The 26675-nt window shown below is 67.9% G+C and carries 27 protein-coding genes, 1 tRNA gene and 2 rRNA genes; 15 read left to right on the top strand and 15 right to left on the bottom strand.

What is annotated here, in order from left to right; genetic code table 11:
- Positions 1-72: 72 nt before the first annotated feature.
- Together AC5RW2_RS00150 and AC5RW2_RS00145 are read right to left on the bottom strand one after the other, a co-directional pair.
- Positions 73-1704: a threonine/serine exporter family protein gene (locus AC5RW2_RS00150; RefSeq protein ID WP_494073362.1), complete on the bottom strand. Its 1632-nt coding sequence runs from the start codon at positions 1702-1704 to the stop codon at positions 73-75.
- Between the two features lie 138 nt (positions 1705-1842).
- The gene (locus AC5RW2_RS00145) at positions 1843-3372 is read right to left on the bottom strand and encodes a sialidase family protein (protein WP_494073361.1); all 1530 of its coding nucleotides are present in this window, start codon (positions 3370-3372) and stop codon (positions 1843-1845) included.
- Between the two features lie 151 nt (positions 3373-3523).
- Between AC5RW2_RS00145 and AC5RW2_RS00140 the strand changes: the two genes are divergently transcribed.
- The 4 genes from AC5RW2_RS00140 to AC5RW2_RS00125 all read left to right on the top strand — a co-directional run bounded on the left by AC5RW2_RS00140 (position 3524) and on the right by AC5RW2_RS00125 (position 7712).
- Positions 3524-4924 (top strand): OFA family MFS transporter, encoded by a 1401-nt coding sequence (locus AC5RW2_RS00140; RefSeq protein ID WP_494023389.1) that lies wholly within the window; start codon positions 3524-3526, stop codon positions 4922-4924.
- 1 nt (position 4925) lies between these two features.
- Positions 4926-5027 carry an MFS transporter small subunit gene (locus AC5RW2_RS00135; RefSeq protein ID WP_493968694.1) on the top strand — a complete coding sequence of 34 codons (102 nt, stop codon included), beginning with the start codon at positions 4926-4928 and terminating at the stop codon, positions 5025-5027.
- Between the two features lie 150 nt (positions 5028-5177).
- Positions 5178-6596, top strand: a complete 1419-nt coding sequence (locus AC5RW2_RS00130; protein ID WP_494073360.1) for a lipase maturation factor family protein — start codon at positions 5178-5180, stop codon at positions 6594-6596.
- Between the two features lie 78 nt (positions 6597-6674).
- On the top strand, positions 6675-7712 hold the full coding sequence (locus AC5RW2_RS00125) for an LLM class flavin-dependent oxidoreductase (protein WP_494001790.1): 1038 nt from the start codon (positions 6675-6677) through the stop codon (positions 7710-7712).
- A gap of 27 nt (positions 7713-7739) precedes the next feature.
- Here the strand turns inward: AC5RW2_RS00125 and AC5RW2_RS00120 are convergent, their stop codons facing one another.
- A complete protein-coding gene (locus AC5RW2_RS00120; protein ID WP_494023386.1) occupies positions 7740-7868 on the bottom strand; it encodes a hypothetical protein in 129 nt (42 codons plus the stop codon).
- Positions 7869-7903: 35 nt separating this feature from the next.
- On the opposite strand from AC5RW2_RS00120, the gene AC5RW2_RS00115 reads away from it, so the two are divergent.
- On the top strand, positions 7904-9181 hold the full coding sequence (locus tag AC5RW2_RS00115) for a CAP domain-containing protein (RefSeq protein WP_494073359.1): 1278 nt from the start codon (positions 7904-7906) through the stop codon (positions 9179-9181).
- 75 nt (positions 9182-9256) lie between these two features.
- Here AC5RW2_RS00115 and AC5RW2_RS00110 read toward each other — a convergent pair whose 3' ends face one another.
- Together AC5RW2_RS00110 and AC5RW2_RS00105 are read right to left on the bottom strand one after the other, a co-directional pair.
- A complete protein-coding gene (locus AC5RW2_RS00110; RefSeq protein ID WP_494073358.1) occupies positions 9257-9421 on the bottom strand; it encodes a hypothetical protein in 165 nt (54 codons plus the stop codon).
- A gap of 56 nt (positions 9422-9477) precedes the next feature.
- Positions 9478-9996: a hemerythrin domain-containing protein gene (locus AC5RW2_RS00105; protein WP_494023384.1), complete on the bottom strand. Its 519-nt coding sequence runs from the start codon at positions 9994-9996 to the stop codon at positions 9478-9480.
- Positions 9997-10306: 310 nt separating this feature from the next.
- On the opposite strand from AC5RW2_RS00105, the gene AC5RW2_RS00100 reads away from it, so the two are divergent.
- Positions 10307-10909 carry an NADPH-dependent FMN reductase gene (locus AC5RW2_RS00100; RefSeq protein ID WP_494023383.1) on the top strand — a complete coding sequence of 201 codons (603 nt, stop codon included), beginning with the start codon at positions 10307-10309 and terminating at the stop codon, positions 10907-10909.
- A gap of 124 nt (positions 10910-11033) precedes the next feature.
- On the opposite strand, the gene AC5RW2_RS00095 is transcribed toward AC5RW2_RS00100, so the two are convergent.
- Entirely contained in the window at positions 11034-11519 is a 486-nt protein-coding gene (locus tag AC5RW2_RS00095; protein ID WP_494023382.1) for a general stress protein, read from the bottom strand.
- Positions 11520-11615: 96 nt separating this feature from the next.
- On the opposite strand from AC5RW2_RS00095, the gene AC5RW2_RS00090 reads away from it, so the two are divergent.
- The 3 genes from AC5RW2_RS00090 (at position 11616) to AC5RW2_RS00080 (ending at position 13890) form a co-directional block, all read left to right on the top strand.
- Positions 11616-11843, top strand: coding sequence for a hypothetical protein (locus tag AC5RW2_RS00090; protein ID WP_494023381.1), 228 nt, complete (start codon positions 11616-11618; stop codon positions 11841-11843).
- Positions 11844-11854: 11 nt separating this feature from the next.
- Positions 11855-12151 (top strand): MarR family winged helix-turn-helix transcriptional regulator, encoded by a 297-nt coding sequence (locus tag AC5RW2_RS00085; RefSeq protein ID WP_494023380.1) that lies wholly within the window; start codon positions 11855-11857, stop codon positions 12149-12151.
- Positions 12152-12285: 134 nt separating this feature from the next.
- Positions 12286-13890: a phospholipase D family protein gene (locus AC5RW2_RS00080; RefSeq protein ID WP_494073357.1), complete on the top strand. Its 1605-nt coding sequence runs from the start codon at positions 12286-12288 to the stop codon at positions 13888-13890.
- 78 nt (positions 13891-13968) lie between these two features.
- Here AC5RW2_RS00080 and AC5RW2_RS00075 read toward each other — a convergent pair whose 3' ends face one another.
- The gene (locus tag AC5RW2_RS00075; RefSeq protein ID WP_494073356.1) at positions 13969-14994 is read right to left on the bottom strand and encodes a GmrSD restriction endonuclease domain-containing protein; all 1026 of its coding nucleotides are present in this window, start codon (positions 14992-14994) and stop codon (positions 13969-13971) included.
- A 913-nt stretch (positions 14995-15907) separates the two neighbouring features.
- Here AC5RW2_RS00075 and AC5RW2_RS00070 point away from each other — a divergent pair.
- Complete coding sequence (locus tag AC5RW2_RS00070) at positions 15908-16096, top strand: hypothetical protein (protein WP_494073355.1); 189 nt, start codon at positions 15908-15910, stop codon at positions 16094-16096.
- A gap of 109 nt (positions 16097-16205) precedes the next feature.
- On the opposite strand, the gene AC5RW2_RS00065 is transcribed toward AC5RW2_RS00070, so the two are convergent.
- On the bottom strand, positions 16206-16511 hold the full coding sequence (locus AC5RW2_RS00065) for a hypothetical protein (RefSeq protein WP_494073354.1): 306 nt from the start codon (positions 16509-16511) through the stop codon (positions 16206-16208).
- 169 nt (positions 16512-16680) lie between these two features.
- Between AC5RW2_RS00065 and AC5RW2_RS00060 the strand changes: the two genes are divergently transcribed.
- Positions 16681-16887, top strand: a complete 207-nt coding sequence (locus AC5RW2_RS00060; RefSeq protein ID WP_494014711.1) for a DUF4177 domain-containing protein — start codon at positions 16681-16683, stop codon at positions 16885-16887.
- 185 nt (positions 16888-17072) lie between these two features.
- Here AC5RW2_RS00060 and AC5RW2_RS00055 read toward each other — a convergent pair.
- Together AC5RW2_RS00055 and AC5RW2_RS00050 are read right to left on the bottom strand one after the other, a co-directional pair.
- Positions 17073-17149, bottom strand: a tRNA-Thr gene (locus AC5RW2_RS00055).
- Between the two features lie 125 nt (positions 17150-17274).
- Positions 17275-18147: a DsbA family protein gene (locus AC5RW2_RS00050; protein ID WP_494014712.1), complete on the bottom strand. Its 873-nt coding sequence runs from the start codon at positions 18145-18147 to the stop codon at positions 17275-17277.
- A gap of 209 nt (positions 18148-18356) precedes the next feature.
- Between AC5RW2_RS00050 and otsA the strand changes: the two genes are divergently transcribed.
- From otsA to AC5RW2_RS00030, 4 genes are all read left to right on the top strand, one after another.
- Positions 18357-19799: an alpha,alpha-trehalose-phosphate synthase (UDP-forming) gene (otsA, locus tag AC5RW2_RS00045; protein WP_494073679.1), complete on the top strand. Its 1443-nt coding sequence runs from the start codon at positions 18357-18359 to the stop codon at positions 19797-19799.
- Positions 19792-20694, top strand: a complete 903-nt coding sequence (gene otsB, locus AC5RW2_RS00040; RefSeq protein WP_494073353.1) for a trehalose-phosphatase — start codon at positions 19792-19794, stop codon at positions 20692-20694. The genes otsA and otsB overlap by 8 nt, the downstream gene beginning before the upstream one ends.
- 215 nt (positions 20695-20909) lie before the next feature.
- Entirely contained in the window at positions 20910-22064 is a 1155-nt protein-coding gene (locus AC5RW2_RS00035; RefSeq protein WP_493979431.1) for an ABC transporter ATP-binding protein, read from the top strand.
- Positions 22065-22089: 25 nt separating this feature from the next.
- Positions 22090-23427 carry a DUF4032 domain-containing protein gene (locus tag AC5RW2_RS00030; protein WP_494073352.1) on the top strand — a complete coding sequence of 446 codons (1338 nt, stop codon included), beginning with the start codon at positions 22090-22092 and terminating at the stop codon, positions 23425-23427.
- Between the two features lie 6 nt (positions 23428-23433).
- Here AC5RW2_RS00030 and AC5RW2_RS00025 read toward each other — a convergent pair whose 3' ends face one another.
- The 5 genes from AC5RW2_RS00025 to AC5RW2_RS00005 form a co-directional block, all read right to left on the bottom strand.
- Positions 23434-24054, bottom strand: coding sequence for a class I SAM-dependent methyltransferase (locus AC5RW2_RS00025; RefSeq protein WP_494050283.1), 621 nt, complete (start codon positions 24052-24054; stop codon positions 23434-23436).
- Positions 24055-24110: 56 nt separating this feature from the next.
- A complete protein-coding gene (locus AC5RW2_RS00020; RefSeq protein ID WP_494073351.1) occupies positions 24111-25547 on the bottom strand; it encodes an FAD-binding oxidoreductase in 1437 nt (478 codons plus the stop codon).
- Positions 25544-26029 carry an SRPBCC domain-containing protein gene (locus tag AC5RW2_RS00015; RefSeq protein ID WP_494073350.1) on the bottom strand — a complete coding sequence of 162 codons (486 nt, stop codon included), beginning with the start codon at positions 26027-26029 and terminating at the stop codon, positions 25544-25546. The genes AC5RW2_RS00020 and AC5RW2_RS00015 overlap by 4 nt, the downstream gene beginning before the upstream one ends.
- Positions 26030-26120: 91 nt before the next feature.
- Positions 26121-26237 (bottom strand): 5S ribosomal RNA (rrf, locus tag AC5RW2_RS00010).
- Positions 26238-26405: 168 nt separating this feature from the next.
- Positions 26406-26675: ribosomal RNA gene (locus tag AC5RW2_RS00005) — 23S ribosomal RNA — on the bottom strand; the annotation flags it as partial.

The following is a 26675-nucleotide window of genomic DNA, read 5'->3' as shown; positions in this document are numbered from 1 at the left end:
GGGCTCCCTGCGACGATCCGGCGCCCACCCCGGCGCCGGGCGACCCATCCCGCACCGGCGGATCCTGCGTCCTTAGCGGCGCCGGGCCCGCCGGTTTTCGTTCGAGCCCAGCCCCTTGGTGAACGGCCGGGCCAGGTTGTCGCCGAGCACGGTACCGCCGGCGATGGCCAGGATCACCGTCAGCGCACCGAACAGCCCCAGGATGCCGTTGAACGGCGCCTCCGAGTTGACGGTCAGCTCGAAGATCGACCGGAACACGGACAGCCCGGGCAGCAGGAACAGCACGGCCGGCACCGCCACCACCAGCTGCGGCGAGCCCATCCGCAGGCCCACGATGCGCCCGAGGAACCCGATCACCACCGCCCCGACGGCGGGGCCGATCCGGTCGCCGATCCCCGCCCACACCGCGAGATCGTAGATCAACAGCCCGACCAGCCCGACGGCGGCCGTGGGCAGCAGCATGTTCAGCTTGGTCTGCTCGGTCATGCTGAGGGCAATGGTTGACACGACGAGCAGCAGCGCCCGCACCACGTAGGGGTACTGGCCCTGGCCCTCCACAAAGACTTCGGGCAGGCTGACGCCGAGCATCGAGCCGCCCACCAGCCCCACGGCGACGCCGGCGGCAATCGCAGCGAAGGTAAAGAAGGCCGAGAGATAACGCCCCGACGCGGTGACCGGGAAGCCGTTGATCGCATCCTGGGTGGCGGAGACCAGCCGACCGGTCGGCAGGAGGAACAGGATGCCGCCGGCGATCACCAGCGACGGGCTCATCGGCACGTGCAGCGTCCAGAACAGCAGCGCCATGACGGTGGCCAGGCAGGCGCCGATGCCGGTGATGAAGAAGTCCGGCATCCGCCATTTGCTCAGCTTCCGCCCGACCAAACCCATCAGCACGGTGGAGATGCCGCCCACCAGGGCCGCGAAGACGCTGCCGCCGAGGAAGGCAATGATGAAGCCGGAGAACACGCCGCCGGCCGCGATGGCCATCCACCGGGCGAAGGGCTTGGGGCGCGAGGTAATCTCCTGCAGCCGTTCCTTCGCCTCGCTGCGCCCCACCCCGCCGTTGACGATGTCGGTGACCAGTTCGTGGACCAGGGACAGGCCGGCGTAGTTGTTGGTCCAGGACCGCACCACCCGCATCACGGTAATGGGAATCGTGTCCGGTTTGGCGTAGTTGATCACCACGGACTGGTTGGTGATGTCCACGTCGATGTCGCTGAGCCCGAAGGCCGCGGTCACGGCGATGATGCTGGTTTCCACCTCCAGCGCGCCGGCCCCATAGCGGAACATGGTTTCCGCCACGTCCAGGGCAAAGTCCAGCGTGATGCGGGCGGAGGCATCGACCCCGGCCGTCTGGATCATCGGGTTCGCGTAGGGGCTGCCGGCCAGCCTCTCGACGATGCTCATTGGCGCGGTGGGCGGCGCCTCGCCCTGCACGAGCTTGCGCAGCATCCGTCGGGCCGCCGCGTTGGAGCGCGAGGCTGCCGCGGAGGCGGGCAGCGGCGCGGTGCCGCTGGGGACGGGCTTGACCTGCTTGGCTACCGGCCGGTCCGTCGGTCGCGGCACCGGAGGGTGGGTGCCCTGGGGCCCAGCGGCCGAACCGGCGCGTCCGGTGCCGCCCGAGCCGCGGCCGGCGTCGTTGGCCGGGATGTTTTTAGGCTTGATGATCGGCAGCATTCCCGCCTGCGGAGTCATGGGTGACATGGATTCCTGGTCTGGGTCCTTGTCCTGCAATCCCTCTCCGTTCTGCGTCTCCGCCACCGCCGGGCGGCGCTCGTTGATCCCGGGTTAAATCCTTGCACACCTCGCCGGGAGGGCGCCGGGATGGTGCCGAGGCGCGCGTCACGTCTCGCGGATTTCACCGCTGACGACGTCGATGCTGAACTCCCGCGTGCGGCTCGCCACCGGGGCACCGCCGGAAGGTTCGTCCGCCGGGACCGCGGTGCAGGAGAAGGAAACGGTCAGGCCTCCGGCCGCGACGTCGGCGCGCGTCACCGTGCGGACAGGATGGAGGTAGCTGGCTTCTCCGCCGGGGCCCAGGTCCTGGGGCGGGAAGTCCGCGGCGTTGTCGAACCCGCCGGCCAGCCGCACCCTCAGGTGCTGCGGTCCCAGCATCTTTGCCCGCCCGGCAAAGACCAGCACATCCCCGGCGCGGTGGCCGGGCTCCGGTCCGCCCCCGGCCGGGCTGCGGACCTCCTCCAGCACCATGTCGAAGCGCAGCGGGTAGTCCTTGGGCACCGGCAGCGGCCCGGTCACGGGGCCCGGCCCCGCCGCGTCGTCGTCGTCCCGGGCCGTGACGGCCCCGCGCGGCCAGGCCGCCAGCAGCCGCCCCGGATCTGCGGTGGCATAGACGATCTCGCGTCCGCCCTGCCGCTGGTACAGCACCCCGATGCGGCCGTCCGGCAGCCGCACCGCGGCCGGCCGGCTGGCACCGCTCCCGTAAACGGTGAGCTTGTGCGGCCACGAGTGCCCGTTGTCCCGAGAGAGGCTGAGTACCACGTTGCGGGGCAGCAGCGGGTCCTGGCAGTTAGCGGCCAGCAGCCAGCGGTCGCTGGCCGGTGCGGCCAGCCCGCCCACGGCCGGCAGCCCGTCGAAGCGGACCAGGGAGCCGCTGCTCCCGGGATCGGACAATTCGTCGACCGGCTGCAGCGGCCCGTAGCTATGCCCGCCGTCGTCAGAGACCGCGGCCAACCGCCGGGGAGCAGCCCAGGTATGCAGCAGTACCCGGCCGTCGGTCAGGCAGACGGCGGCACCCCCGCCGTCCTCCGCGGCCGGGCCGGAGTCCTGCGCCGGCAGCGGCTTTCCCAAGGTCCAGGTGTCCCCGTGGTCGTCGCTGTAGCAGGAGGCGGCCCCCGTGCCCGCGCCTTCGGCCATCACCGCGAACTGCACCAGCAACCGCCCGGCGTAGCGGCCGGCGTGCACGCCGGTGCCCGGCCCGGCAGCGGCGAGCCGCGTGATCGCGTCCGAGGCAGGCCGCGGGGCGACCGACCGGTGCTGCCAGGTGGCGCCGTCGTCGTCGGAAGACAGCAGTTCGAAGCGCCGTGCCGTGGCCGCCGGGTCCGGCCCCGCTTCGCCGCCTCCGGCCGCCGCGACGAAGGCCAGGAAAATCCGCCCGGTTGCGGCGTCGGAAAACAGTCCCGGCCGGCCCGCCGCGTGTCCGGACGTGTCCGCCCACGCCACCTGCTGCGGTTCCCAGGTCGCGCCGCCGTCGAAACTGCGGCGCAGCAGCAGGTCGCCGGTCGCAGGCGACCGGCCCTGCCTTCCCATCCCTGCATAGGCGACGACGGCGCTGCCCGCCGGGGTCACGGCGAGCGCCGGAGCCCGGTACTGCCGGTAGCCCTCCACGCCCCGAACGGCGAGGACCTGTTCCATTCCTCCACCGTACCGGCCGCGGCGCCCCGAGGGCAGTGCCGGACGACACGCCGGATCAATCCGGTTGCCTGGCCCAACCATCGGCGACTATGTGAACTGAAGCACACGTTGCAGTTCTGCTCGCACCCCTCTCCTGAAAGGACGCCCGACGATGAGTTGGTTGGACCGATCGCATACGATCGCCCCTCCGGGCTTTAACCGCTGGCTGATTCCGCCGGCTGCGCTGGCCGTGCATTTGTGTATCGGCCAGGCCTACGCGACCAGTGTGTACAAGAACGCCCTGGTCGCCCACTTCGACGTCAGCCTGACCGAGATCGGCATCATCTTCTCCATCGCCATGGTGATGCTCGGGCTCTCCGCCGCCGTCATGGGCACCTGGGTGGACCGCAACGGTCCGCGCATGGCGATGTTCACCTCCGCGGTGTTCTGGAGCTCCGGCTTCCTGGTCGGCTCGATGGGCATCTTCACCGAACAACTCTGGCTGGTCTACCTGGGCTATGGCGTGATCGGCGGCATCGGCCTGGGCATCGGCTACATCTCCCCCGTATCCACCCTGATCAAGTGGTTCCCGGACCGCCCCGGACTGGCCACCGGCATGGCGATCATGGGCTTTGGCGGCGGCGCGCTGATCGCCAGCCCGGTCTCCACCGCACTGCTGCAGTTCTACGACCCCAGTTTCGACGGGACCCCGGGCTGGGTGGCCAGCGGCGACGCCGTCGGCAAGCTGTTCCTGACCCTGGCCGTGGTGTACCTGGCCTACATGCTGTTCGGTGCCTTCACGATCAAGGTTCCGGCGGACGGCTGGAAGCCCGAAGGCTTCGACGCCTCGAAGGTCAAGGCCAAGGCCCTGGTCACCACGGCGAACGTCTCGGCGAAGAATGCCATCAAGACCCGCCAGTTCTGGCTGGTCTGGGTCGCCCTGTTCTGCAATGTCACGGCAGGCATCGGCATCCTGGAGCAGGCCTCCCCGATGATCCAGGACTTCTTCCGCCAGCCCGACGGCGTTTCGCTGGTGTCCGCGGGCGTTGCGGCCGGATTCGTGGGGCTGCTCTCGATTGCGAACATGGGCGGCCGGTTTGTCTGGTCCACCACCTCCGACTACCTGGGCCGCAAGAACAACTACATGCTGTACCTGGGCGTGGGCGCCGCCCTGTACGTGGTGCTCGCCCTGTTCGGCTACACCTCCACCGGGCTGTACGTGCTGCTGGCGGCCGTCATCATCAGCTTCTACGGCGGCGGCTTCGCCACCGTGCCGGCCTACCTGCGCGACCTGTTCGGCACCTTCCAGGTGGGCGCCATCCACGGCCGCCTGCTCACGGCCTGGTCCGCCGCCGGCATCGCCGGGCCGTTGATCGTCAACGCCTTCCTGGATGCCCAGGGCAAGCCGGGCGAGCTGACGGCGCAGGCCTACCAGCCGGCCCTGCTCACCATGGTGGGCCTGCTGGTCATCGGCTTCATTGCCAACCTGATGGTCAAGCCGGTGGACAGCAAGTACCACGAGGCACCGGCCAGGGATGCCGGCGAAGCCGCGATGGCCGGAAAGGAGGCCTGAGATGAAGAAAGCCCAAGTAGCCCTCGGCTGGGTGCTGGTCGGCGTGCCGCTGCTCTACGGCGTCAGCCAGACGCTGCTGAAGGTCTCCGCGCTCTTCGGCTGACCCAACTGCGCACCTACCCCACTACACACTCACCCCGCATCACCGCTTCGCCGGCCCACCTGGTGAAGCTCAACCCCCGGCAGGCCCGGCTCCTTCGAGCCGGGCCTGTTGCTTGACAGCGGACCGGCCGGTCGTAGCGTTGGACATGCCATGGAATGGTTCAGTGCCGAGGGGTTCGAGTTGGCGCGGCAGGTGCTGCAGCGGGGCATCGCCGCGGTGTTCCTGATCGCCTTCGCCTCGGCTCTGGCCCAGTTCCCGGCCCTGCTGGGCGAACACGGGCTGCTGCCCGTGCCCCGGTTGCTGGAGCGAAGAACCCCGCGCGGCTTCACCCTCTTCCGCTGGGGATACACGGACCGCCGGCTGCGGGCGGCGGCCTGGGCCGGCGTCGTCATCGCAGCCCTGGTGGTGGCCGGGCTGCCGCAGCTGGGGCCGCCGTGGCTGCCGATGATCGCGTTCCTGGCCCTGTGGTTCCTGTACATGTCCATCGTGAACGTGGGCCAGACGTTCTACGGCTTCGGCTGGGAGACGCTGCTGCTCGAGGCCGGCTTCCTTGCCGCCTTCCTGGGCTCGGACCGGGTGGCGCCGCCGGCCCCGGTGCTGTGGCTGTTCATCTGGCTGGTGTTCCGGCTGGAGTTCGGCGCCGGCATGATCAAGATGCGCGGCGACCCGGTCTGGCGCGACCTGACCGCCCTGTACTACCACCACGAGACCCAGCCGATGCCCAATCCGGCCAGCTGGTTTTTCCACCACCTGCCCAAGCCGCTGCACAAGGTGGAGGTGGCCGGCAACCACTTTGCCCAGCTGGTGGTGCCGTTCTTCCTGTTCTTTCCGCAGCCGGTGGGCAGCATGGCGGCCGCGGTCGTGATCGTCACGCAGCTGTGGCTGGTGGTGTCGGGCAACTTCGCGTGGCTGAACACCCTGACCATCCTGCTCGCCTTCGCGGCGGTGTCCGACGACGCGGTGCAGGCCATCCTGCCGGTGGGTGACTTCACGCCGGAGTACCGGCAGGAACCGGTGTGGTTCACCGTTGTGGTGCTCGCGGTGTGCGCCCTGCTGGTGTACCTGAGCTATTGGCCGTTGAAAAACCTGTTCAGCCGGCACCAGCTGATGAACGCCAGTTTCAACAGCTGGCACCTAGCCAATGCCTACGGCGCCTTCGGCTCCATCACGCGGGAACGTTACGAAGTGGCCGTGGAAGGGTCCGCCGACGGCGTCCACTGGCGCGAGTACGGGTTCAGGGGCAAGCCCGGAGACCCGCAGCGGATGCCGCGGCAGTACGCGCCCTACCACTTGAGGCTCGACTGGCTGATGTGGTTCCTGGCGCTGGGCTCCCGCGGCGAAAACTGGTTCATCCCGCTGCTGGTGCGGCTGCTGGAAGCCGACAAGGCCACGCTGAAGCTGCTCAGGCACGATCCATTCGACGGTGTACGGCCGCTCTACGTGCGCGCGACGCTCTACCACTACCGGTTTTCCACGTGGGCAGAAAAACGAAGCACCGGCCAATGGTGGATCCGCCGGGAGTCCGGCCAGCTGGTCCCCCCGCTCTCCCGCCCGGGCGCCGCGGAATAACCCGGGCCGGCCCGCGGTTGCCGCCAGTAGACACCATGCATATGCATATATGCCTGACCCATGAAAGGCGGCCACCGCGTGGCACAGACAATCGAGCTCGGGCTGGACACCTTCGGAGACGTCACCACCGGAGCCGACGGCAAGCTCCTGCCGCACGATGAGGTCATTCGGAACGTGATCGCCGAAGCCAAGCTGGCCGACGAGGTCGGCCTGGACTTCATCGGCATCGGCGAACACCACCGCGAGGACTTCGCGGTGTCCGCCCCCGATGTGGTGCTGGCCGCGATCGCCGGCCAGACCAGCCGCATCCGCCTGGGCTCGGCCGTGACCGTGCTCAGCTCCGACGACCCGGTCCGGGTGTTCCAGCGCTTCTCCACCCTGGACGCCGCCTCGAACGGCCGCGCCGAAGTCATCCTGGGCCGCGGCTCGTTCACGGAGTCCTTCCCACTGTTCGGCCTGGACCTGGCCGACTACGACGTCCTCTTCGACGAGAAGCTCCACCTCTTCACCGAACTGCTCAAGGAAGAGCCCGTCACCTGGGCCGGCCGCACCCGGCCGCGGCTGGACAACAAGCGGGTTTACCCGCCCACGGCCTCCGGCAGCCTGAAAACCTGGATCGCCGTCGGCGGCACCCCGCAGTCGGTGGTCCGCGCGGCCCACTACGGCCTGCCGCTGATGCTGGCCATCATCGGCGGGGCACCGATGAACTTCGCCCCCTTCACCGAGCTCTACCAGCGTGCGCTGGACCAGTTCGAAAAGCCGGCGCTGCCCGTCGGAGCGCACTCCCCCGGCTACATCGCGGACACGGACGAGCAGGCCCGCGAGGAGATGTGGCTGCCGTATGCGGACATGCAGGAGCGGATCGGCCGCGAGCGCGGCTGGAGCCGGATGACCCGCGGCCAGTTCGAGGCCGAGGCGGGCCCGGACGGCGCCCTGTTCGTCGGCTCCCCGGAGACCGTGGCCACCAAGATCGTGAAGGTCGCCAAGGGCCTGGGCCTGTCCCGCTGGGACATGAAGTACAGCCTGGGCACCCTCCCGCACGGGAAGCTGATGAACTCCATCGAGCTCTACGGCACCAAGGTGGCGCCGCTGGTGCGGGAGCAGCTGGCGGAGTAGTCGCCGAACGGGCGGGGCTGGCGCGCGTCAGCGTTCGACGGCGGCGGGAGGCTTCGCGGGGAAGCCTCCCGCCGTCGTCGTGCTCGCCTTGGTGGTGATTTTTCGGGCGGGCGTCATTTCTTTGCGCGCGGGGACGTCCGCCAGGGGTCTCACCATCGTGGTTTTATCGTTCAACCCGTACCCTGAATGATGTGCGCGTTCTTGTGAAACCTTTTATTGCCCTCATCCTGCTGCTCGCCCTCGCTTTCGCGGGGGTGGCCCCGGCCTCGGCGGTCACCAGGAACGCGCAGGATCCGTTCGTCGCCGAGGTGCTGCGGCTGACCAACCTTTACCGCGCGCAGAACGGCCTCTCGCCCGTGGTCTGGAACCAGAACGTAGGCAATGTTGCCCAGCAGTGGTCCGAGGAGCTGAACACGCGGATCAACAAGAACACGCTGGACATGAACAAGATCCATCGCCCGGGCTACGGCAGCAACGAAATCCCGCGCGGTTTCGACTGGTACACCGAGAACATCGCCATCAACAACTCCGCCCGCGAGGTGGTGGACTGGTGGATGAACTCCCCCGCGCACCGCGCCGGCCTGCTCAGCCCCAACGCCACGGACATCGGCGTGGGGTATATGAAGACCACGCACAAGGACTGGTACGGGATGTACGTGGCGGTGGCGAACATGGCCGGCTACGCAACCACCCGGGCAACGCTGCCCCCGCATCCGGGCATGGTGCGCGCCAGCTTCCAGCACGGCGACGTCGCGGCCATCGACTCCGCGGGGAACCTCTACGCCTACGACTCGGCCAAGGGCCACGACCTTTACAAGCGCCGGCTTGTAGCGAGCGGGTTCAAGGGAGTGTCACAGGTTCAGGTGGCCGACTGGAACGCCGACGGCGTGCTCGATGTGGTGGTGCGCTGGAAGTCCGGCAAACTGACGGCTCACTTCGGCAAGCCGGACGGCGGACTGGAAAGTGCCGCCACCATCGGATCCAGCGGGTGGGGAAACTACGACGTCACCGTTACCGCGTGGAAACAGGCCGACCCCTACCCTGCGCTGCTGGCCCGCAACACCGACACCGGCCGGCTCTACTACTATCCGAACCCGGCCGGACTCAATCACGGCAGCCGCACGCTGCTGGGCACCGGCTGGAAGTCCCTGCCGATCTTCACGGCCGACATCGACGGCGACGCCAAGATGGACGTCGTGGCCAAGACACCCCAGGGCCAGCTCAAGCTGTACCGGTCCAACGGCGCCGGCAAGTTCATTTCCGAGACCAGACGGATCATCGGCTCCTCGGGCTGGAACGCGATGACGCATCTGTCCCTGATCCGGGACCATCTGGGCGACGGAAAGCAAGGCGTACTGGCCCGCGACTCCCGCGGCAATCTGTACCACTACCCGGTGCTGATCAACAAGCTTGGCTCGCGGGCCGTCATCGGCGTCGGCGGCTGGCAAACCCTGATCATCGGCAGCTGACGCCGAGCGCCCGAGGACTGAGGACCGGCTGCGCCCAGCCGTGCTCCTGACCGGCGGGCGCCGGGGCGGCCCGGGCTACTCTTCCCCGCCCAGGAGCTGCTCCCCTTCCGGCCCGGCACCGTCGTTGTCAGCCGGCAGGTTTTCTTCGAGGTCCCGGTCGATCTCCGATCCGGGTTCGATGACGATGCCGTCTTCGTTCTGCGGGATGTCCGGATCCAGTTCCGGGCGGTCTTCGCTCACAGCATTGCTCCCTTCACCGTCGCTTACGTGTTGGCTCCTCAGCCGCCGGCATGCCCTCACCCGTGGGCGCGCTTGTTCTCGTCCGGCGCGTGCACGTGCGTGCCGCCGACGAGTTCCACCAGGCCCTCCACCGCCGAGGACAAGGACAGATCCGGAGTCCGGGCAATGAAAGGCACCAGCAGCCTGTTCTCCTTCTCGATGTGCAGTGCGAACACGCTGCACATCGAGGCGGCCACCGTGGCCGTCTCCATTCCTTCGGCGCCCCTGAGTTCGTCCAGCAGCGAGGCCAGCGCGGTATGGTCGGCCAGCAGCGACTCCACCAGGAGCCGGGCTTCCCCGGTCGCCCCGGCCGGCCCGTACAGTTGGGCTTCTTCCAACTCGACGTGCGGCAACATCTCCCGTTCGCCCCACTCCAGCAGTATGCCGTGCGCGTTGTAGACGGTGTCTTCGTCTCCGGTGTCGAGGGCCCGGGTGAGCTCCGCCGTCGTCGCCTGCAGCCGGGCCAGCATCTCCCTGTGGTGGCGAACGACGGCGGCCGCGGCCGCGTTCTCTGCCTCGACATTGCTGTCGGTCACCGCATGCTCCTCGGGTCGAGGTGGGGCCGCCTGCAGGCGGACCGGGTCTGTCCATTGTCGACGCGGGCAGGCGGGCTGTCGAGGGTCAGGCCGCCCCAGCCACCCGGTGCCCAAGGGCTGCCCATCATCCGGGCTCCGCCGGGAAAGGTGCGGAGGATCCTGCCGATCATAGTGCCGCTCCGTCCGCTGCTCTGGCGGCGTGCGGCACGTCGTGCTAGTACGGGAGTGGCCTGACATTCGCCGGGCCGGGTCACGTCCGGGCCTCAGGAAGAATGCCGGCTCCGGCCGGCTGACTGGAAGGAAAACCGTCATGCCCAACTATCGGATCGGATATTTCGTCGGGAGCCTGGCCAGCGGCTCCATCAACCGGACCCTCTCGAAGGCGCTGATTAAGCTCGCCCCGGAGGGTATGGAGTTCAACGAGATCCCCATCCGGGACCTCCCCCTCTACAACTCGGATTACGACGCCGACTACCCGGCCGAGGGCCGGGCACTGAAGGAAGCGGTGGAGGGCTCCGACGGCATCCTTTTCATCTCGCCCGAATACAACCGGTCCATCCCCGGAGCCTTGAAGAACGCCATCGACTGGGGGTCCCGCCCATGGGGGACCAACTCCTTCGCCCGCAAGCCCACCGGCATCATCGGCGCTTCCCCGGGAGGCATCGGCACCGCCGTCATGCAGTCGAGCATGCGCAGCGTTCTCAGCTTCCTGGACGCCCCGCAGCTCAACGCCCCCGAGGCCTACATCAGCTTCAAGCCGGACATCTACGGCGACGACGGCGAGGTCAGGGACGAGTCCACGCAGGCCTTCCTGCGCCACTACATGGAGGAGTACTCCGCCTTCGTCCAGCGTGTCCTTGACGCGAACGCCGCCGGACACATTGGAGACGAGGACCCTGAATCCCGCAAGTGACGCCACAACGGTGGTGGATGCGGTCGTTCCGCTAGCCACGGGTCAGAGGTGGGTTCGACGAGGGTGAACCGCTCCCGGGGCCCTCCCTCGGTTTACCGGAAGGGACGCCCGCCCCTCGGGCAGGCTACCGGTTGGCGATGGCAGCCGCCGTGGCGAAGTAGTCGGCGTCGACCATGACGGCGTAGCGCTCAGCTTCGAGGGACTTGACCGACTTGAAGTCCCGGCGTCCGCCGGTGCCCCAATGCCCGATAAAACCGAAAACGGCCCCCCATACGGCTGCGATGACGACGCTTCCCAGCAGTACGCTCAGCCAGACAATGCCGGGGACGAAGAGCCCGAACAGAAGTCCGATGAGCAGGCCGAACCAGGCGCCGCCCGCAGCTCCGGCCAGCGCGGCCTTGCCCTTGGTCATCCGGCCCGTAACCTGCTCCACGCTGCTGATGCCGAGGCCGACAATGCGCACGTGCTCCACCGGGAACTTCTCATCCGAGAGGCGGTCCACCAGGCGCTGCGCCTGCAGGTAGTCCTTGAACTCGGCGAGCACGGCTGAGGTTCCCTGAGCCGCCGGACCGGAAACAGTCGACTGATGCTGGAATGATGTGGTGGTCATGTTCCTACCTCCAATGGTGTTGTCTTTGTGGACACAGCAAGTTTAGCAAATTTAGTTAGGTTAGCCGAACCGAATCTTTCTCCGTAGGCTTCCGCCATGACCGATACAGCGACACAAGCGGGCGACGGCGACAGGCCGACATCAGGAGTGCAGGTCCGTCACGGCTTCGCCCTGACGCTCCAGTGGGCCAGCAGGAAAAAAATCCGACACTTCGTCTTCGGCCCCGCAGCCGCTGACCTCTCACCAACCGATACGGCGCTGCTGGAATACCTCACCGGGAACGGCCCAATGCGCCTTTCGGACCTGGCCGCACAGTGGGGGTGAATAAATCGACCATGAACCCGCAAGTCCGCCGGCTTGAAGGCAGAGGACTGATCGATCGCCAACCTGACCCCGCGGATCGCCGCGCCACCCTTCTTGGCACATCAGCCAGGGGAATCGAACTGCAAAGGCAAATCGGCGAGGCCGGCGCGGCGGCCTTCGACGAAATCCTTTCCACGTGGTCGCCTGAAGACCGGGAAATCCTCGGCGCAATGCTGGTCCGCTTTGCCAAAGAACTTTCCGCAGCCACGCCCCGGCTTTTTCAATACGGCTCACCCGGGGCTTCCCTGCCCGAGTCCACCCGGGAATGACCCGGGAAGCACTCCCGCTGAGAGTACCCGTCGCAAGTCATTGCAGCTGCTAGGCCGAGCCCGGTGTGGCATCCCGGACCCGGTCCGGGGGACTGTGCATTGCCGGTGCCGGGGCGGGCGGGCATGATGCTGAGATGAGGCTGGCGGGAGAAGCGACCGGCTCTTCTCTCGAACACTGGCTGTTGTCGGGGGCCGAGCGGGGCAACGACGCTACACAGCTGCTCCCATGGACGGCCGGCAACGAGGTGCGCGTGCTTGTGCACGGCCGGGAGTATTTCCCGCTCCTGGCCGCTGAGCTGCATGCCACGGGGCCGGGGGACCTGGTCCTCATTACCGGGTGGCGGATGGACGCCGACGAGCTGCTCACCGCCGGCCTAACCGTGGCGGAAGCGCTGAGCCGCAGCGCGCGGCGCGGAGCCACGGTCAAGGGGCTCCTGTGGCGATCCCATCCCTCCTGGATAGTGGGCACGCTGGGACAGAACCGGGAGTTGGCCGCCGCCATCAACGCCTCGGGTGCCGAGATGCTGCTCGACCACCGCGTTCGCAGATTCGGCAGTCACCACCAGAAATTCGTGGTCATCCGGCGCGCGGCCCATCCTTCCACCGACGTCGCCTTCGTGGGCGGGATGGATTTGGCCCGGTCCCGCGGCGACGACGAGACCCATCGAGGGGACCCGCAGCCCCGCAGGTTTGCCCGCGCCTACGGACCGACTCCGGCATGGCACGACGTGCAGCTGCTGCTGCGCGGACCGGTCGTCCTTGAGGTGGAAAAGGTGTTTCGCGAGCGCTGGGACGACCCCGCACCAATGACACGCTTGCCAAGGCACCGGCTGCCAGACATGATCCGCGGCCTCCTGCAGCAGGCCTCCCCCTTGCCTCCCCCGCGGCCGGCACCGCCTGCCGCGGGTGACTGCGAGGTGCAGTTGCTGCGCACCTACCCCAAACGCTCTCCGGGCTACCCGTTCGCACCCGGCGGCGAGCGCAGCGTGGCCCGCGATTACGCCAAGGCGCTGCGGCGAGCACGACAGTTGGTGTACGTGGAGGACCAATATCTGTGGTCAGCCGACGTCGGCCGGGTCTTCGCGGAAGCCCTGCACCGCCATCCCGGCCTCCATGTCATCGCAGTCTGCCCCCGCTTCCCTGACCAGGAGGGCAGGCTCAAGGTTCCACCGGCGCTGTTCGGTCAGGGTTTGTCCTGGCGCATGGTGCACGACGCCGGAGGCGACCGGCTGCTGATGCTGGACATCGAAAACGGGCGGGGCTGGCCAATCTACGTCCACTCGAAAGTCTGCGTGGTCGACGACGTCTGGGCCGCCGTGGGCAGCGCCAACCTGAACCGGCGATCCTGGAGCCACGATTCCGAACTCACGGCCGCCGTGCTCGACGAACAGCGCGACCCGAGGCCACCGGCAGACCCGGCAAAACTCGGTGACGGCGCCCGCCCGTTCGCCCGTGACCTGCGCCTGCGGCTACTCTGCGAACATCTGGGACGCGTCCCCGGCGATAATGCTGACCTCCTCGATCCCCGCGAGGCTGTACGCGCCGTCCGCTCAAGCGCCGACGAGCTCGATGCCTGGCATCGTGCAGGTCGTTTGCTGCCGCGGCCGCAAGGACGGCTGCGCTCCCATAGCCCGGCGGAGGGATCCCCTTGGCAGCGCCGGTTGGCAGCCCCGGCCTACCGGCTCCTCTTCGACCCGGACGGCCGCCCCCTCCGGATGAGACTGCGGCGCCGTTACTGACCGTCATGCCACCGCTGCGGCGCCGGCCCCTCGTGGAAACCATGTCTCGGGGGATTCAACCGCGCTCGTTAGCTCTCGTCAGCTCTCGCAGCCGACGCCGTCGCCGTCCCGGTCGAATTTGGTGTCCCAGCCGGGGTCGCCCGCCCGGATCGGGGCCGCGCCGGCTTCCTTCACGGCGGTGCAGTTCTTGTAGAACACGTTCCCGCCGGCTGGCGCCTCCTGGACAGGCGCCGGTGCAGGCTGTTGGTTTGGGGCTGGAGCGGGCTTGGGTGCCGCCGGCGCGGCTGCCACTGGCTCGTCCACTCCCCCGTCGGCCGGGACCGGTTGGTCCGGGCAGGACGTGGAGAGGATGTTCTTGATGGCGTCGTGCTCGGCCTGGGTCATCCAGAGTCCGTACTTGGCTTTAACGGCGGTCTGCAGGGCCACGTACTCGCAGCGGAACGCCTTGTTCGGCGGCAGCCAGGTCGCAGCATCGCCGTCGGACTTGGAGCCGTTGGCGGGTCCGTCGACCGCCAGCAGGTTCAGCGGATCGTTGGCGAAGACTTCGCGCTGATTCTGGGCCAGCTGCTGGGCACCCTTCTGCCAGGCGTCCGAGAGGGCGACGACGTGGTCGATCTGGACGGCGGTGCTGGTCTTGTTGCCGCGGACGAAGTCGATGGTCGTGGCGGTGAAGGGATCGGCCAGCACCCCTGAGGTGACCACACAGCCGCCGGCCTTGAGAACCGTGTAGTCCAGATCGCGCTGGAGGATGTCATTGCGCGCGTCGCAGCCGTTACGGTCCGGATCCAGCCAGCCGTCACCGAACTGGTCGCGCGAGTATCCGGTCTTCGGGGCGCGGCCCTTGATCGCGATGCTTTCCAGTTGTTCCAGGGCGGTGCCGGCGCCGGCAGGCTCTTCCCCCGGTTCCTGCGCCGGCGGGGCCTTGGGCTCCTCCGTCTTCTCGGCGGGTTCCGGGGTTTCGGGAACCCGGGTCGGTTCGGGGCTGTCGGTCACCTCGATGGTCGGGGCGACCAGGGGCTGGTCCGCTTCGGCGGGCGAGGCGCAGCCGGACAGCAGGATGGCCAGCGCCAAGCCGGCAAGTGCGAGGGGTTTCTTCTTCTCCATGTCCATTCATGTCTACGGCAGACGCCTCATCCCGTCCGGATGGACACGCCGTAGCGGCAGGCATATGAAGGTGGAGCAGAGCGGGGGAAATCACTGGTCGATCAATATTTCGCGGTGGGGAACAAGCCGCAGACAAGGATCGGTTCCGCGGTTCAGAGGCTCCGGAGCGGGCAGGGGGCAAACAACCGTGAGCACCATGGAAGCTGCTTCAACCCGCCGGTTCCATGCTCCCGTTTATCGCGGTCCCCTGGTGTGACGTCCTGGGCCGCGACGGAACCTCGGCCGGGTCAGCCGCCGGGCGGGCCGCAGCCGCACTGTCGCCGCGGTTACTCCACCGACACCCGCCGGCGCTGGCAGGAGAGGATTCCCGGCCCCTTCCGGGACTACCTTCTTCCTGGCCCGGCGGGCAGCTGCCAGGCCGGATGGGGAGCGGCGGTGCGGCGCAACGGGTCGGCCTTCCCGTCGATTCGGCACAAGCACCAGCACCATAAAAGGGGCAAAGGCGAGCACGAGGTCGATAACGAAAAGGGTGACTTCCATGGCCAACTCCTACCCTTGGCTCTTAGGGTAGGCGCCGATTGGCGGGCACACAATGGGTTGAGGTGCTGGCCCGGGGATCGGTGACGGCAGAGCCTCGCGCCGCCCCAATTTAGAGCCAATCCTGCGACGGCGGATGGTCACAGTGACGCCTTTCCTGACCCCTCACATCCTTCGCCCCTCGCCCCTCAGTTCTCAGCTCCCAGCCCTCAGCCCTCAGCCCTCAGCCCTCAGCCCGTGCCATATGATGATCCGCTCCTTGCCTCCTGTGGACCCGAATCCGTGCCGGTCCCGGCAACGCCGCTGGAAATCTCCGATCCTGTCAGAGGCCGGTGTTAGGTTGGCAGCAACCTCAGATGGAGAGAAGGAGGACGAGATGGCCACGACACATTCCCGCGGCATCGGAATCGACTTCATGGATCCCAACTCGTGCGGCCGCTGCGACGCCTGCGACGTACTGCCCGCACCGGTGATCTGCGAGGACTGCTGCTATGACGAGGAGGGCAACTTCGTCCGGCTCGTTGAATGGCCCTGCCCCGAGGTGAAAGCCGTCAAGGCAGCCTAGGGACAGCCCCGTTGGCAGGGCTCGTGACCCGCTGGAGCCTGTGAGCGTTACCGGCCGATTTCTTCTGCTGCATAGAGAAGCCCCGCACTCGGTGTGCGGGGCTTCTCTGCTAAAGGAAGGAAACGCTGTGGAGCGCCATCCACACCAGCGCACCAAAGACGGCTGCGGCGAGGATGGGCAGCATGGCGATGACGATTGCCCAGACTCCGGGCTTCCTGCCCGCATTCTTCGAGAGCGCCACGAGGCCGACGATGAGGCCTGCCAGCAACGGCAACAATGACGCCCACAGGAGCGCCCAGAGTGTCGGCAGCAGCAGGCCGGCCAGGAATAGTGCCAGGCCAAGGAGAGATAGTCCTAGGGCGAGCCTGCCCGTCCTCTGATCAGCGGCTTGTGCGTGAAGTCCTTCAATCTGCACGACTGGTCCAATCTGTCCGGAGGGATCAAGCTGAGAAGAAGGCTATACCAATCTGCTGACTGGCCGGCAGCGGCACGACGCCAAGCATTGTAGGAGAGCCTTTAGAGGGCCGTCCCCGACGCATCGAGTAGCATTGCTCCCAATTGCCCCGCAGTGGAAGGAACGTTTCATGAAATATGTCGTTTTGCAGGTAATCCTCAAAGAGAAGCTGCTCGGAACCGGCTCGGGCAACTTGGAATCCCTCGAGCAAGCCATCAACGAGCAGGCCGCGAAGGGCTACCGGCTCCACACCATCACTACTGCGAGCAGCGGCAGCAAGGGTTTCGGCGGCGGTGACCGCATCCAGGCAACGATGGTGTTCGAAAGCCTCACATAAACGCCAAACGGGCCGAGCGGCCCGAACACCGAAAGGCGCCCCTCCTCCGGTGAAGGAGCGGGGCGCCGCTGTATTGCACGCCCCTCAGTGCCTTCGGACGGCGCGTGCGCAGGCTGGTTGTGGCTGCCGCAGCAACACGAGAAACCTCTCTCGACTGGCGTTTTGCACAGTCAGAGAGGGGTTCGTGGAGCCCCCTGCCGGATTCGAACCGGCGACCCCCTGTTTACAAGACAGGTGCTCTGGCCAACTGAGCTAAGGAGGCGTGCTGGCCGAAGGGCCAGCGTGCCGGACAAAACCGGCTAGATAAGGGTAGCCCAGGCGGCGGCCCTGCGTGAAACCGCAGCAGCCGCCGCCCGGATGCCGGCCAGGACCAGCCCGGCGGACTGCTTAGGCGCGGGCGTCGATGATGCCTTGGGCGAACTCCTGGAAGTTGCCGGAGTTCGTCCATTTCTGGCCGTCAACGAAGACCGCCGGGGTGCCGCCGACCTGGTATTCGTTGAACGTCTGGTTGACGAACGCGGTCCAGGGGCGGAATTCGCCGTCGTCAATGCAGGAGGCGACGTCGGTGGCTCCCGCGCTTTCCGCGATGCTCGTCAGGGTGGCGTTGTCCAGTCCGGCCCCGCCTTCCGTCGGCTGCTGCGCGAAGAGCTGGGTCAGGTAGCCGTTAAAGGCCTCGGGGTGGGAGTCGGCCACGCAGGCCACGGCGTTGGCTGCCCGGGACGAGTAGTTGGTGGTGGACACGCGGTCGAGGAAGGTCGCCACCCGGTACTCCACGGTCGCCTCGCCGGAGGAGGTGAGGTCGGTCAGGTACCCGCCGTACTGTCCTTCGAAGTCCTTGCAGACCGGGCAACCCATGTCCACGTAAACCACGATGTTCGCCGGTTCGCCCTCGGGCGCGGCAGCAACGCCCGCCGGCACGATGGTGTCGCCCTCGGTGGAGGCCGGCTCCGGGATGTTGTTCACGTCGACCTGGATGGGCTCGGTGGCCGCCAGTCCGTCCTGCGTGACGGTGTACCCGCCGAACTCGTTGCCGTGGGCCGGCGCGGCACCGACGTCGGCGACCTGTCCGCGCTGGTTGGAGATGACAACCCCGGCGATCACCGCGATGATCACCAGGACAGCGACGACCACCCCGCCCTTGACCAGCAGCGAGTTCCGCTTTTCGCGCTTCTGCTGCTCTTCGCGTATCTGGCGGGCCTTCTCGCGGGCCGCGGCAGTGCGCTCGGCCTTGGTCGACTTAGGGCTGTTTTGGGTAGCCATGGATCCTCGCGTCTTGTTGGTCTGCTTCGCCCAGGCAGGGCACTACAGGTCTAGTTTAGTTGCAACTTCAATGTTCAGGCGGAACGAGTGGCCGCGTTCACGTTTGATGCCTCAGCGCGCTCCGGGGAAGCCTCGGGTTGCCATTCCTTATAAAGTCATGAACAGGACGGTATACACAAAGGAGAGGTCAGTTGGCGAATTCCGCAGAGATGAACGGCGAGGAAGCAGAAGGATCTCAGTTCGGGGAGTACGACCTGATCGTCGTCTCCAACCGCCTGCCGGTGGACCGAGCGCCCGAGGACGACGGTCAGGGTCCCTGGCGGCGCTCGCCCGGCGGGCTGGTCACGGCGCTGGCCCCGGTGATGGCGAAGACCGACGGCGCCTGGGTGGGCTGGCCGGGGGTACCGGACGAGAAAGTGGACCCGTTCGACCACGACAACATGCATCTGGTCCCGGTGACCTTGAGCGCCGACGACGTCGAGTTGTATTACGAAGGCTTCTCCAACGCCACGCTCTGGCCGCTCTACCATGACGTGATCGCCCCGCCGGAGTTCCACCGCGCCTGGTGGGAATGCTACAAAACGGTCAACCGGCGCTTCGCCGAAGCAACTGCGGAGATCGCGGCCGAGAGTGCCACCATCTGGGTGCAGGACTACCAGCTGCAGCTTGTTCCCAAGCTGTTGCGGGAGATGCGCCCGGACCTGAAGATCGGTTTCTTCAACCACATCCCGTTCCCCCCGCTGGAGATCTTCGCCCAGCTGCCGTGGCGCCGGCAGGTGATCGAGGGCCTGCTCGGGGCCGACCTGGTCGGCTTCCAGCGCCCCAGCGACACCAGCAACTTCCTGCGCTGCGTGCGCCGCTTCAGCGGCCTGAATGTGCGCCAGCAGCAGGTGCAGGTGGTCAACAACGACGGCGGCGCCCGCCTTTGCAAGGCCGGCGCCTTCCCGATCTCCATCGATGTGGCCCACATCAGCGAGCTGGCCAACCGGCCGGACGTGATCGCCCGCTCCGAGCAGATCCGGCAGGAGCTGGGCAACCCCGACACCGTCTTGCTGGGCGTGGACCGGCTGGACTACACCAAGGGCATCCGGCACCGGGTCAAGGCCTACGGCGAACTCCTGGAAGACGGCAAGTTGAACGTGGAGAACGCCGTGCTGATCCAGGTGGCCTCGCCCAGCCGCGAGCGCGTCGAGTCCTACCGGCTGCTGCGCGAGGAAATCGAAGGTTCTGTGGGCCGGATCAACGGCACGTTCGACACCCTGGAAAACACCGCCATCCGCTACCTCCACCACAGCTACCCGGTGGAGGAAATGGTGGCGCTCTACCTGGCCGCGGACGTGATGCTGGTGACGGCGCTTCGCGACGGCATGAACCTGGTGGCCAAGGAGTACGTAGCCTCCCGCAAGGGGGTGGACGGGGCGCTGGTGCTCAGCGAATTCGCCGGCGCCGCGGACCAGCTCAAGCAGGCCATCCTGGTCAACCCGCACGACATCGACGGGCTCAAGGATGCCATCATCCGGGCGGTCAACATCCCGCCGGCCGAGGCCACCCGCCGGATGAGGGCCATGCGCCGGCAGATCCTGCAGAACGACGTCGAACACTGGTCGCGCGCGTTCCTGAAGGCCCTGCAACAGCCGCAGGCCGATGACTGAGCGCCGCGACGACGGGCAGCCGCTCCTGCCCGTGAGCCCGGGCGCCGGTAGGGCTGACGCCGGTGCCCCCGGCGTCGGCGCCCCTGACGCCGCCGCGCCTGACCCCGGCGCCCGCGACCTGGTGCCGCTGGAGCTACGGGAGGCGCTGGAGCGGCTCGCCCGCACCGAGACGCTGCTGGTGGCGCTGGACTTCGACGGCGTGCTGGCGCCGATCGTGCCGCGGGCCGAGGACGCCTGCCCCCTGCCGGCCTCGGCAGCCGCCGTGGCCGCACTGGCGGCGCTGCCGGGGACGTCCACCGCCTTCATCTCCGGCCGGGCCCTGGCCAGCCTGCGCGCCGTCGCCTCCCCGGACGACCGGACCCTGCTCATCGGCTCGCACGGCGGCGAGGTCTTCACCGGCCCGGACAGCCCTCCCCTGGTGCTGGACGGCGCGCAGCAGCAGGCGCTGGCGGCGGCCACCGCCGTCGTCGAAAAAGTAGTGGCCGCCCATCCGGGCACCCGGCTGGAAGCCAAGCCGGCCGGCGTCGTGCTCCACACCCGCACCGCCGACGACGCCGTGGCGGCGGCGGCCACCGAGCGCGCCCGCGCCGAGCTCCAGGAGGTCCCCGGGCTCTATCTCAGCGACGGCAAGCGCGTGCTCGAGACGTCGGTGCTCAGCGCCGACAAGGGCCAGGGCCTCGGGCTGCTGCGCTCGTTCACCGGCGCGACCGCCGTGTTCTTCGCCGGCGACGACGTCACCGACGAACACGCCTTCGCCGTGTTGCGGGGCTCCGACGTCGGGGTCAAGGTGGGGCCGGGAGACACCGCCGCGGCCTACCGGGTGGACTCTCCGCAGACGTTCGCGGCCGCGCTGGCGCTGCTGGCCGAACTGCGGGCCGCCGCCCTGCCGGCCTAGCGCGGCAAGGCGGCGACCGGCTGCCGGCTGCCGGCTGCCGGGCAGCTTTCCTGGAGCGCGTGTCCCCGGTCGCCGCACCCCAGGGGCTCGTTGACAGCCGTGGCATACTGAGGGCGTGAGCCGCCTCACACCGCCGTGCGGCCGCTCGAAAACTGAACACGCACCCATCACTACGGATCGTCGGGCACGTACCTGCCCGTGAAGGGAAAACAACCATGGCAACGGTAACGTTCGACAATGCCACGCGCTTATATCCAGGCACCGAAAAGCCCGCGGTGGACAGCCTCAAGCTGGAGATCGCCGACGGCGAGTTCCTGGTCCTCGTCGGCCCCTCGGGCTGCGGCAAGTCCACCTCGCTGCGGATGCTGGCCGGTCTCGAAGACGTGAACTCGGGACGGATCCTGATCGGCGACCGCGACGTCACCGACATACCGCCGAAAGACCGTGACATCGCCATGGTGTTCCAGAACTACGCGCTGTACCCGCACATGTCCGTTGCCGACAACATGGGTTTCGCCCTGAAGATCGCCGGCGTGTCCAAGGAAGAACGCGTCGAGCGGGTCCGCGAGGCGGCCAAGCTGCTGGACCTGGAGGAGTACCTGGACCGCAAGCCCAAGGCGCTCTCCGGCGGCCAGCGCCAGCGCGTGGCGATGGGCCGGGCAATCGTGCGGAACCCGCAGGTTTTCCTGATGGATGAACCGCTGTCCAACCTGGACGCCAAGCTGCGCGTGCAGACCCGCACGCAGATCGCCTCCCTGACCCGCCGGCTGGGCGTCACCACCGTCTATGTCACCCACGACCAGGTGGAAGCCATGACCATGGGCGACCGCGTGGCGGTGCTCAAGGACGGCATCCTGCAGCAGGTGGACACCCCGCGCGCCCTCTACGACCGGCCGGCCAACGTCTTCGTGGCCGGTTTCATCGGTTCGCCGGCCATGAACCTGCTGGAACTGCCGGTGACCGACGGCGGTGTCCAGTTCGGCGGCCTGACATACCCGGTGCCGCGCAACCTGTTGGACGCCGCGCACGGAAACACCGTCACGCTGGGGGTCCGGCCGGAGGACCTGGAGCGCGCCGAGGACGGCCAGGGGCTCGCGGTGTTCGTGGACGTCGTCGAGGAACTGGGCGCCGACGCGTACGTCTACGGGCACACCGAGTTGGACGGCAAACGCTACGACATCACCGGCCGCGTCGACGGACGCACCCCGCCTCCGGCCGGCAGCACCACCTACGTGCGGCCCAAGGAGGGCCACGTGCACCTATTCGACACCGAGAACGGGCTGCGGCTGGGCGAACATGCCCCCGGCACGCCGCCCGCCTCGGTGGAGGACCTCAATACTCCGATCGAAGCCGGCAAGACAGCCGACTAGGCCCCGCGCCTAGGATGTAGTCATCATGGCTGACCAACATCCCGGCATCGGCGGTCCCGTCCAAGGGACCGCCGGCGCGGCCCTGTCCGGCGGGGCCGCGTCGATAGCGTCGCTGAGCATCACCGCGGCCACCACCGACGAGCGGCTGCTGGACCTGCCCTGGCATCTTGCGCTGGAAGACTGGCCGCCGGAAAACCTGGCCGCGCTGCCCCGCGGGCTGTCCCGGCACGTGGTGCGGTTCGCCCCGCTGGGCGCGGGCGTGGTGGCGATCAAGGAGACCGGCGAAGAAGCTGCCCGGCACGAATACCAGATGCTGCGCAAGCTGCAGCGGCTGGCCATCCCCTGCGTGGAACCGGTGGCCGTGATGACCGGGCGGCTACGCACCGATGGCACTCCCCTGCAACCGGTGCTGGTCACCCGGCATCTTCGTTTCTCACTGCCGTACCGCGCCCTGTTTTCCCAGACGCTGCGGCGGGAGACGCTGACCCGCCTGATCGACGCGCAGGCGCTGCTCCTGGTGCGCCTGCACCTGGTGGGGTTTTTCTGGGGCGATGTCTCGCTCTCCAACACGCTCTTCCGCCGGGACGCCGGAGCATTCGCGGCCTACCTGGTGGACGCCGAAACCGGCGAGCTGCACCAGCGGCTCTCCGACGGCCAGCGCGAGCATGACCTCGAGATCGCGCGGGTGAATATCGCCGGCGAGATGATGGACCTCGTCGAGGGCGGCCTGCTCGAGGAAAGAGTGGATCCGGTGGCCACCAGCGAGCGGATTATGGACAGCTACCGCAAGCTGTGGGTGGAGCTGACGGCGGAGGAATCGTTCGACCTGGGTGAGCGGTGGCGGGTCAACGCCCGCATCCGCCGCCTGAACGACTTGGGGTTCGACGTGGAGGAGTTCTCCATCAACACCACCGCAGACGGGGCCACCATCCAGCTCCAACCCAAGGTGGTGGACGCCGGGCACCACCAGCGCCGGCTGCTGCGGCTCACGGGCCTCGACGTGCAGGCGAACCAGGCACGCCGGCTGCTCAATGACCTGGATGCCTACCGGGCGGACAACCAGCCGGAGCAGAGCGAGGAGATCAGCGCCCACAGCTGGGTCCGTCATGTCTTCGAACCGATTGTCCGGGCCATACCGCGCGAACTGGCGGGCAAGCTGGAACCGGCCGAAGTGGTCCATCAGGTGCTCGAGCACCGCTGGTATATCTCCGAAGCGCAGGACCGCAACGTGCCGCTGGCGGAAGCCGTGCAGTCCTACGTCGACACCGTGCTGCGGCACCGCCGCGACGAGGCCGCCATCATGCTCGATCCGGATGCGCGGACCGCCGCCGCCCTGGACGCGGCCGCGACGGACGAAGGCTGACAGCGCTCAGGCAGGCTGCCCTCCGCTCTTGCTGAAGATCGCCACGAGGAAGTCCGACGACGGGGTGAACGGGCGCAGGTCCCAGGTGGCCAACCGCAGGTCGGGGGTCAGGCCCGCCGCTGCGGCGTCGGAGAAGAACTCGTCGAAGTCGTAGCCGCGGCCGGCGCCGAACCCGGTCACGAGCCGGCCGGCGGGAGCCAGGTGGCCGGCCAGGTTGCGCAGCACCTCGCCCGACGTGCCCGGGGCGAGGAAGGTCAGCACGTTGCCGGCGCTGACGATCACGTCGAACGGCTCGGCGACGCCCTGCGCGGGCAGGTCCAGCTCCGCCAGGTCGCCGACCAGCCAGGTACAGTCCGGATGGTCCCTGCGGGCCGCTTCGATCAGCTCGGGATCGATGTCGACGCCGACCACCGAGTGTCCGCGGCGCGCCAGTTCGCCGCCCAGCCGGCCCGGCCCGCAGCCGGCGTCGAGGACCCTGCTGCCGCGCGGCACCATGGCGTCCACCAGCCGGGCCTCACCGTGCAGGTCGGCGCCTTCGGCGCGCATCTGCTCGAAGCGCTGGATGTACCACGCCGAATGGCCCGGGTTCCGGCGCTTCATCTCTTCCCACAGCGTCTCTTTCCTCATGCCACCAGCCTACTGGCGGGCGCGTGGACGGCCGGCATGCGTTCCCTCGCCGCGGCTCACGCCGACGTGGCCTCGGAGATCCGCGCCGGCAACGCTTTGCCGGGATTCAGCAACCCCCGAGGGTCGAACACATCCTTCAGCCGGCGCTGCAGTTCCAGCACCTCGTGGCTCTGTTCGCGCCCCAGCCACCGCACCTTGAACTGGCCGATACCGTGTTCGCCGGTGATCGTGCCGCCCAGCGCCAGCCCGACGTCGATGGACTCGTCCAGCGCCTCGTTGAGCGCCGCCACCTTGGCCACGTCCCCGGGCCCGACCCAGAACGTCGGATGCAGGTTGCCGTCGCCCGCGTGCGCGACCACTTTCAGTCCGACGCCGTGGCGCTCGGCGATTTTCTGCAGTTCGTTGATGTAGTGCACCAGCTGGGACCGGGGAACCGCGACGTCCTCCCCCACCCGGTAGTCATCGTCCACCTCGGCGCCGCGGCTGTGCCGGCGCAGATCCATCAGCCGGATTGCTTCGGCGGTGTCCGCCGCCTTGATCTCGGCGCCGAGCCCGGTGAGGACCTCGCGGATGATGCCGGCTTCCACCTCTGCCGCATGGCCGTCGGTCTGGATCAGCAGCAGCGCGGCGCCGCGGCTGCGCAGGTTGGACCCCTGTTCCCGGTCCAGCTGCGCCATGGTGTTTGCGTCCAGCAGTTCCATGATCGCCGGCTGCACGCGCGCCCGTCCCACCGCCAGCACCCCGGCGGCGGCAGTTGCCACATCGGGGAAGAACGCCGCCACCGTTTCCAGGGCGGCCGGCAGGTAGCGCAGCCGCAGCGTCGCGCCGACAACCACGCCCAGGGTCCCCTCGGAGCCTACGAACAGTCCGGTCAGGTCGTAACCCGCCACGCCCTTGAACGTCCTGTGGCCGGTGCGGATCAGCGTCCCGTCGGCGAGCACCACGTCAAGGGCCAGCACGGATTCGCGGGTCACCCCGTACTTGGCGCAGCGCAACCCGCCGGCGTTCGTCGCAATGTTCCCGCCGATTGTCGAGCTGCGGTAGCTGGCCGGGTCCGGCGCGTACATCAGCCCGTACTCGGCGACGGCGGCATTCAGGTCGGCGTTGATCACGCCCGGTTCCACGCGCGCGATCTCGTCTTCCGGATGGATCTCCAGGATCCGGTCCATGGCCGCGAGGCTCAGCACCAGGCAGCCCCTAGACGCGTGCGCGCCGCCGGAGACCCCCGTGCCCGCCCCGCGGCACACCACGGGCACTCCCGCAGCGTGCGCGGACCGCATCACTGCCTGCACGTCCTCCACACTCTGCGCGCGGACGACGGCGATGGGCAGCTGGTGGTCGAGGACCGGGCCTTGGTCGGTGGCGCAGGCAGCCAAGTCCGTGGGGTCGGTGCTGACCGATCCCGCAGGCAGGGCACGCTGAAGTTCCTTCAGAAAAGAATCCGTCACGCTTTCGGGGCCTCCGGTGGTCGTTCCGTTGCTGTTGCTGGTCACGCAGTCCCTCCCATGAACCGGACGTAGCGGCCGAGCACCTGCGGCCATCCGTCGACATAGGCGGCCCGCTCTCGCCCGCCCTCGGGCACGTTCTCCCAGCCGGAGTGGGTCAGGCGCAGTTCCGTGCGGCCATCGCCAACGTCCACGAAGTCGACGTCGACTTCCCCCGACGCCGCGGGGCTCGTGCCCGGATGCCAGGTGCAGCGCAAATGGCTGCCGGGAGTCCATTCCAGGATCTCGCCCCAGACATGAACCTCATCATCCAGCGTCGTTTCTGTCAGGACATGGTCCTCGAACTCCACGTGGCTGCCCTCGCCCGCCACACTTTGGCGGTCCACCGGCCACCAGAGATGGATGAGATCGGTGAAGCCGCTGAAAGCCTCCTGGCTTTCCCGCGGCACGGTGACGCGGCAGTGGATTGGATCACCGCTCTTGAAGGGTTCAGGCTCTTGCTGCGCGTGGGAGAACAGGGACGAATTCATAGCCCCAGCCTAGTCGGGGCGTGGGGTGGTTGGCGGTTAAACGCGGGAAGGCCCCGCCATCGTTGGCGGGGCCTTCCCGTGTTCAAAGAATGTCCGGCGGCGACCTACTCTCCCACACCCTCCCGAGTGCAGTACCATCGGCGCTGTGGGCCTTAGCTTCCGGGTTCGGAATGGGACCGGGCGTTTCCCCCACGCTATGACCGCCGTAACCCTTCGTGCACGCCAAACCCCTGGGGGTGGCGGCAAACCTGTTGGTTACAAGCTTGTGCTTGGAACTGTATTCAATTGTTTGTTCCCTTATGGGACAACGGTTGTTGTCTGGGAACCACATAGCGGACGCGTAGCATGTTTTGATCACCCACCCCCAGGGGGTGGTGTGGTGTAAGTTGTCGGACTATTAGTACCGGTCAGCTTCACGAGTCTTTCGTCCTCGCTTCCACATCCGGCCTATCAACCCAGTGGTCTGGCTGGGGTCCTCTCCCCCACGAAGGGGATGGAAATCTCATCTTGAAGCCGGCTTCCCGCTTAGATGCTTTCAGCGGTTATCCAATCCGAACGTAGCTAATCAGCGGTGCACTTGGCAGTACAACTGACACACCAGAGGTTCGTCCGTCCCGGTCCTCTCGTACTAAGGACAGACCTTCTC

The organism is Arthrobacter sp. B0316-1-20 (assembly GCF_059091865.1).
This window is presented reverse-complemented; position numbering and strand designations above follow the sequence as displayed.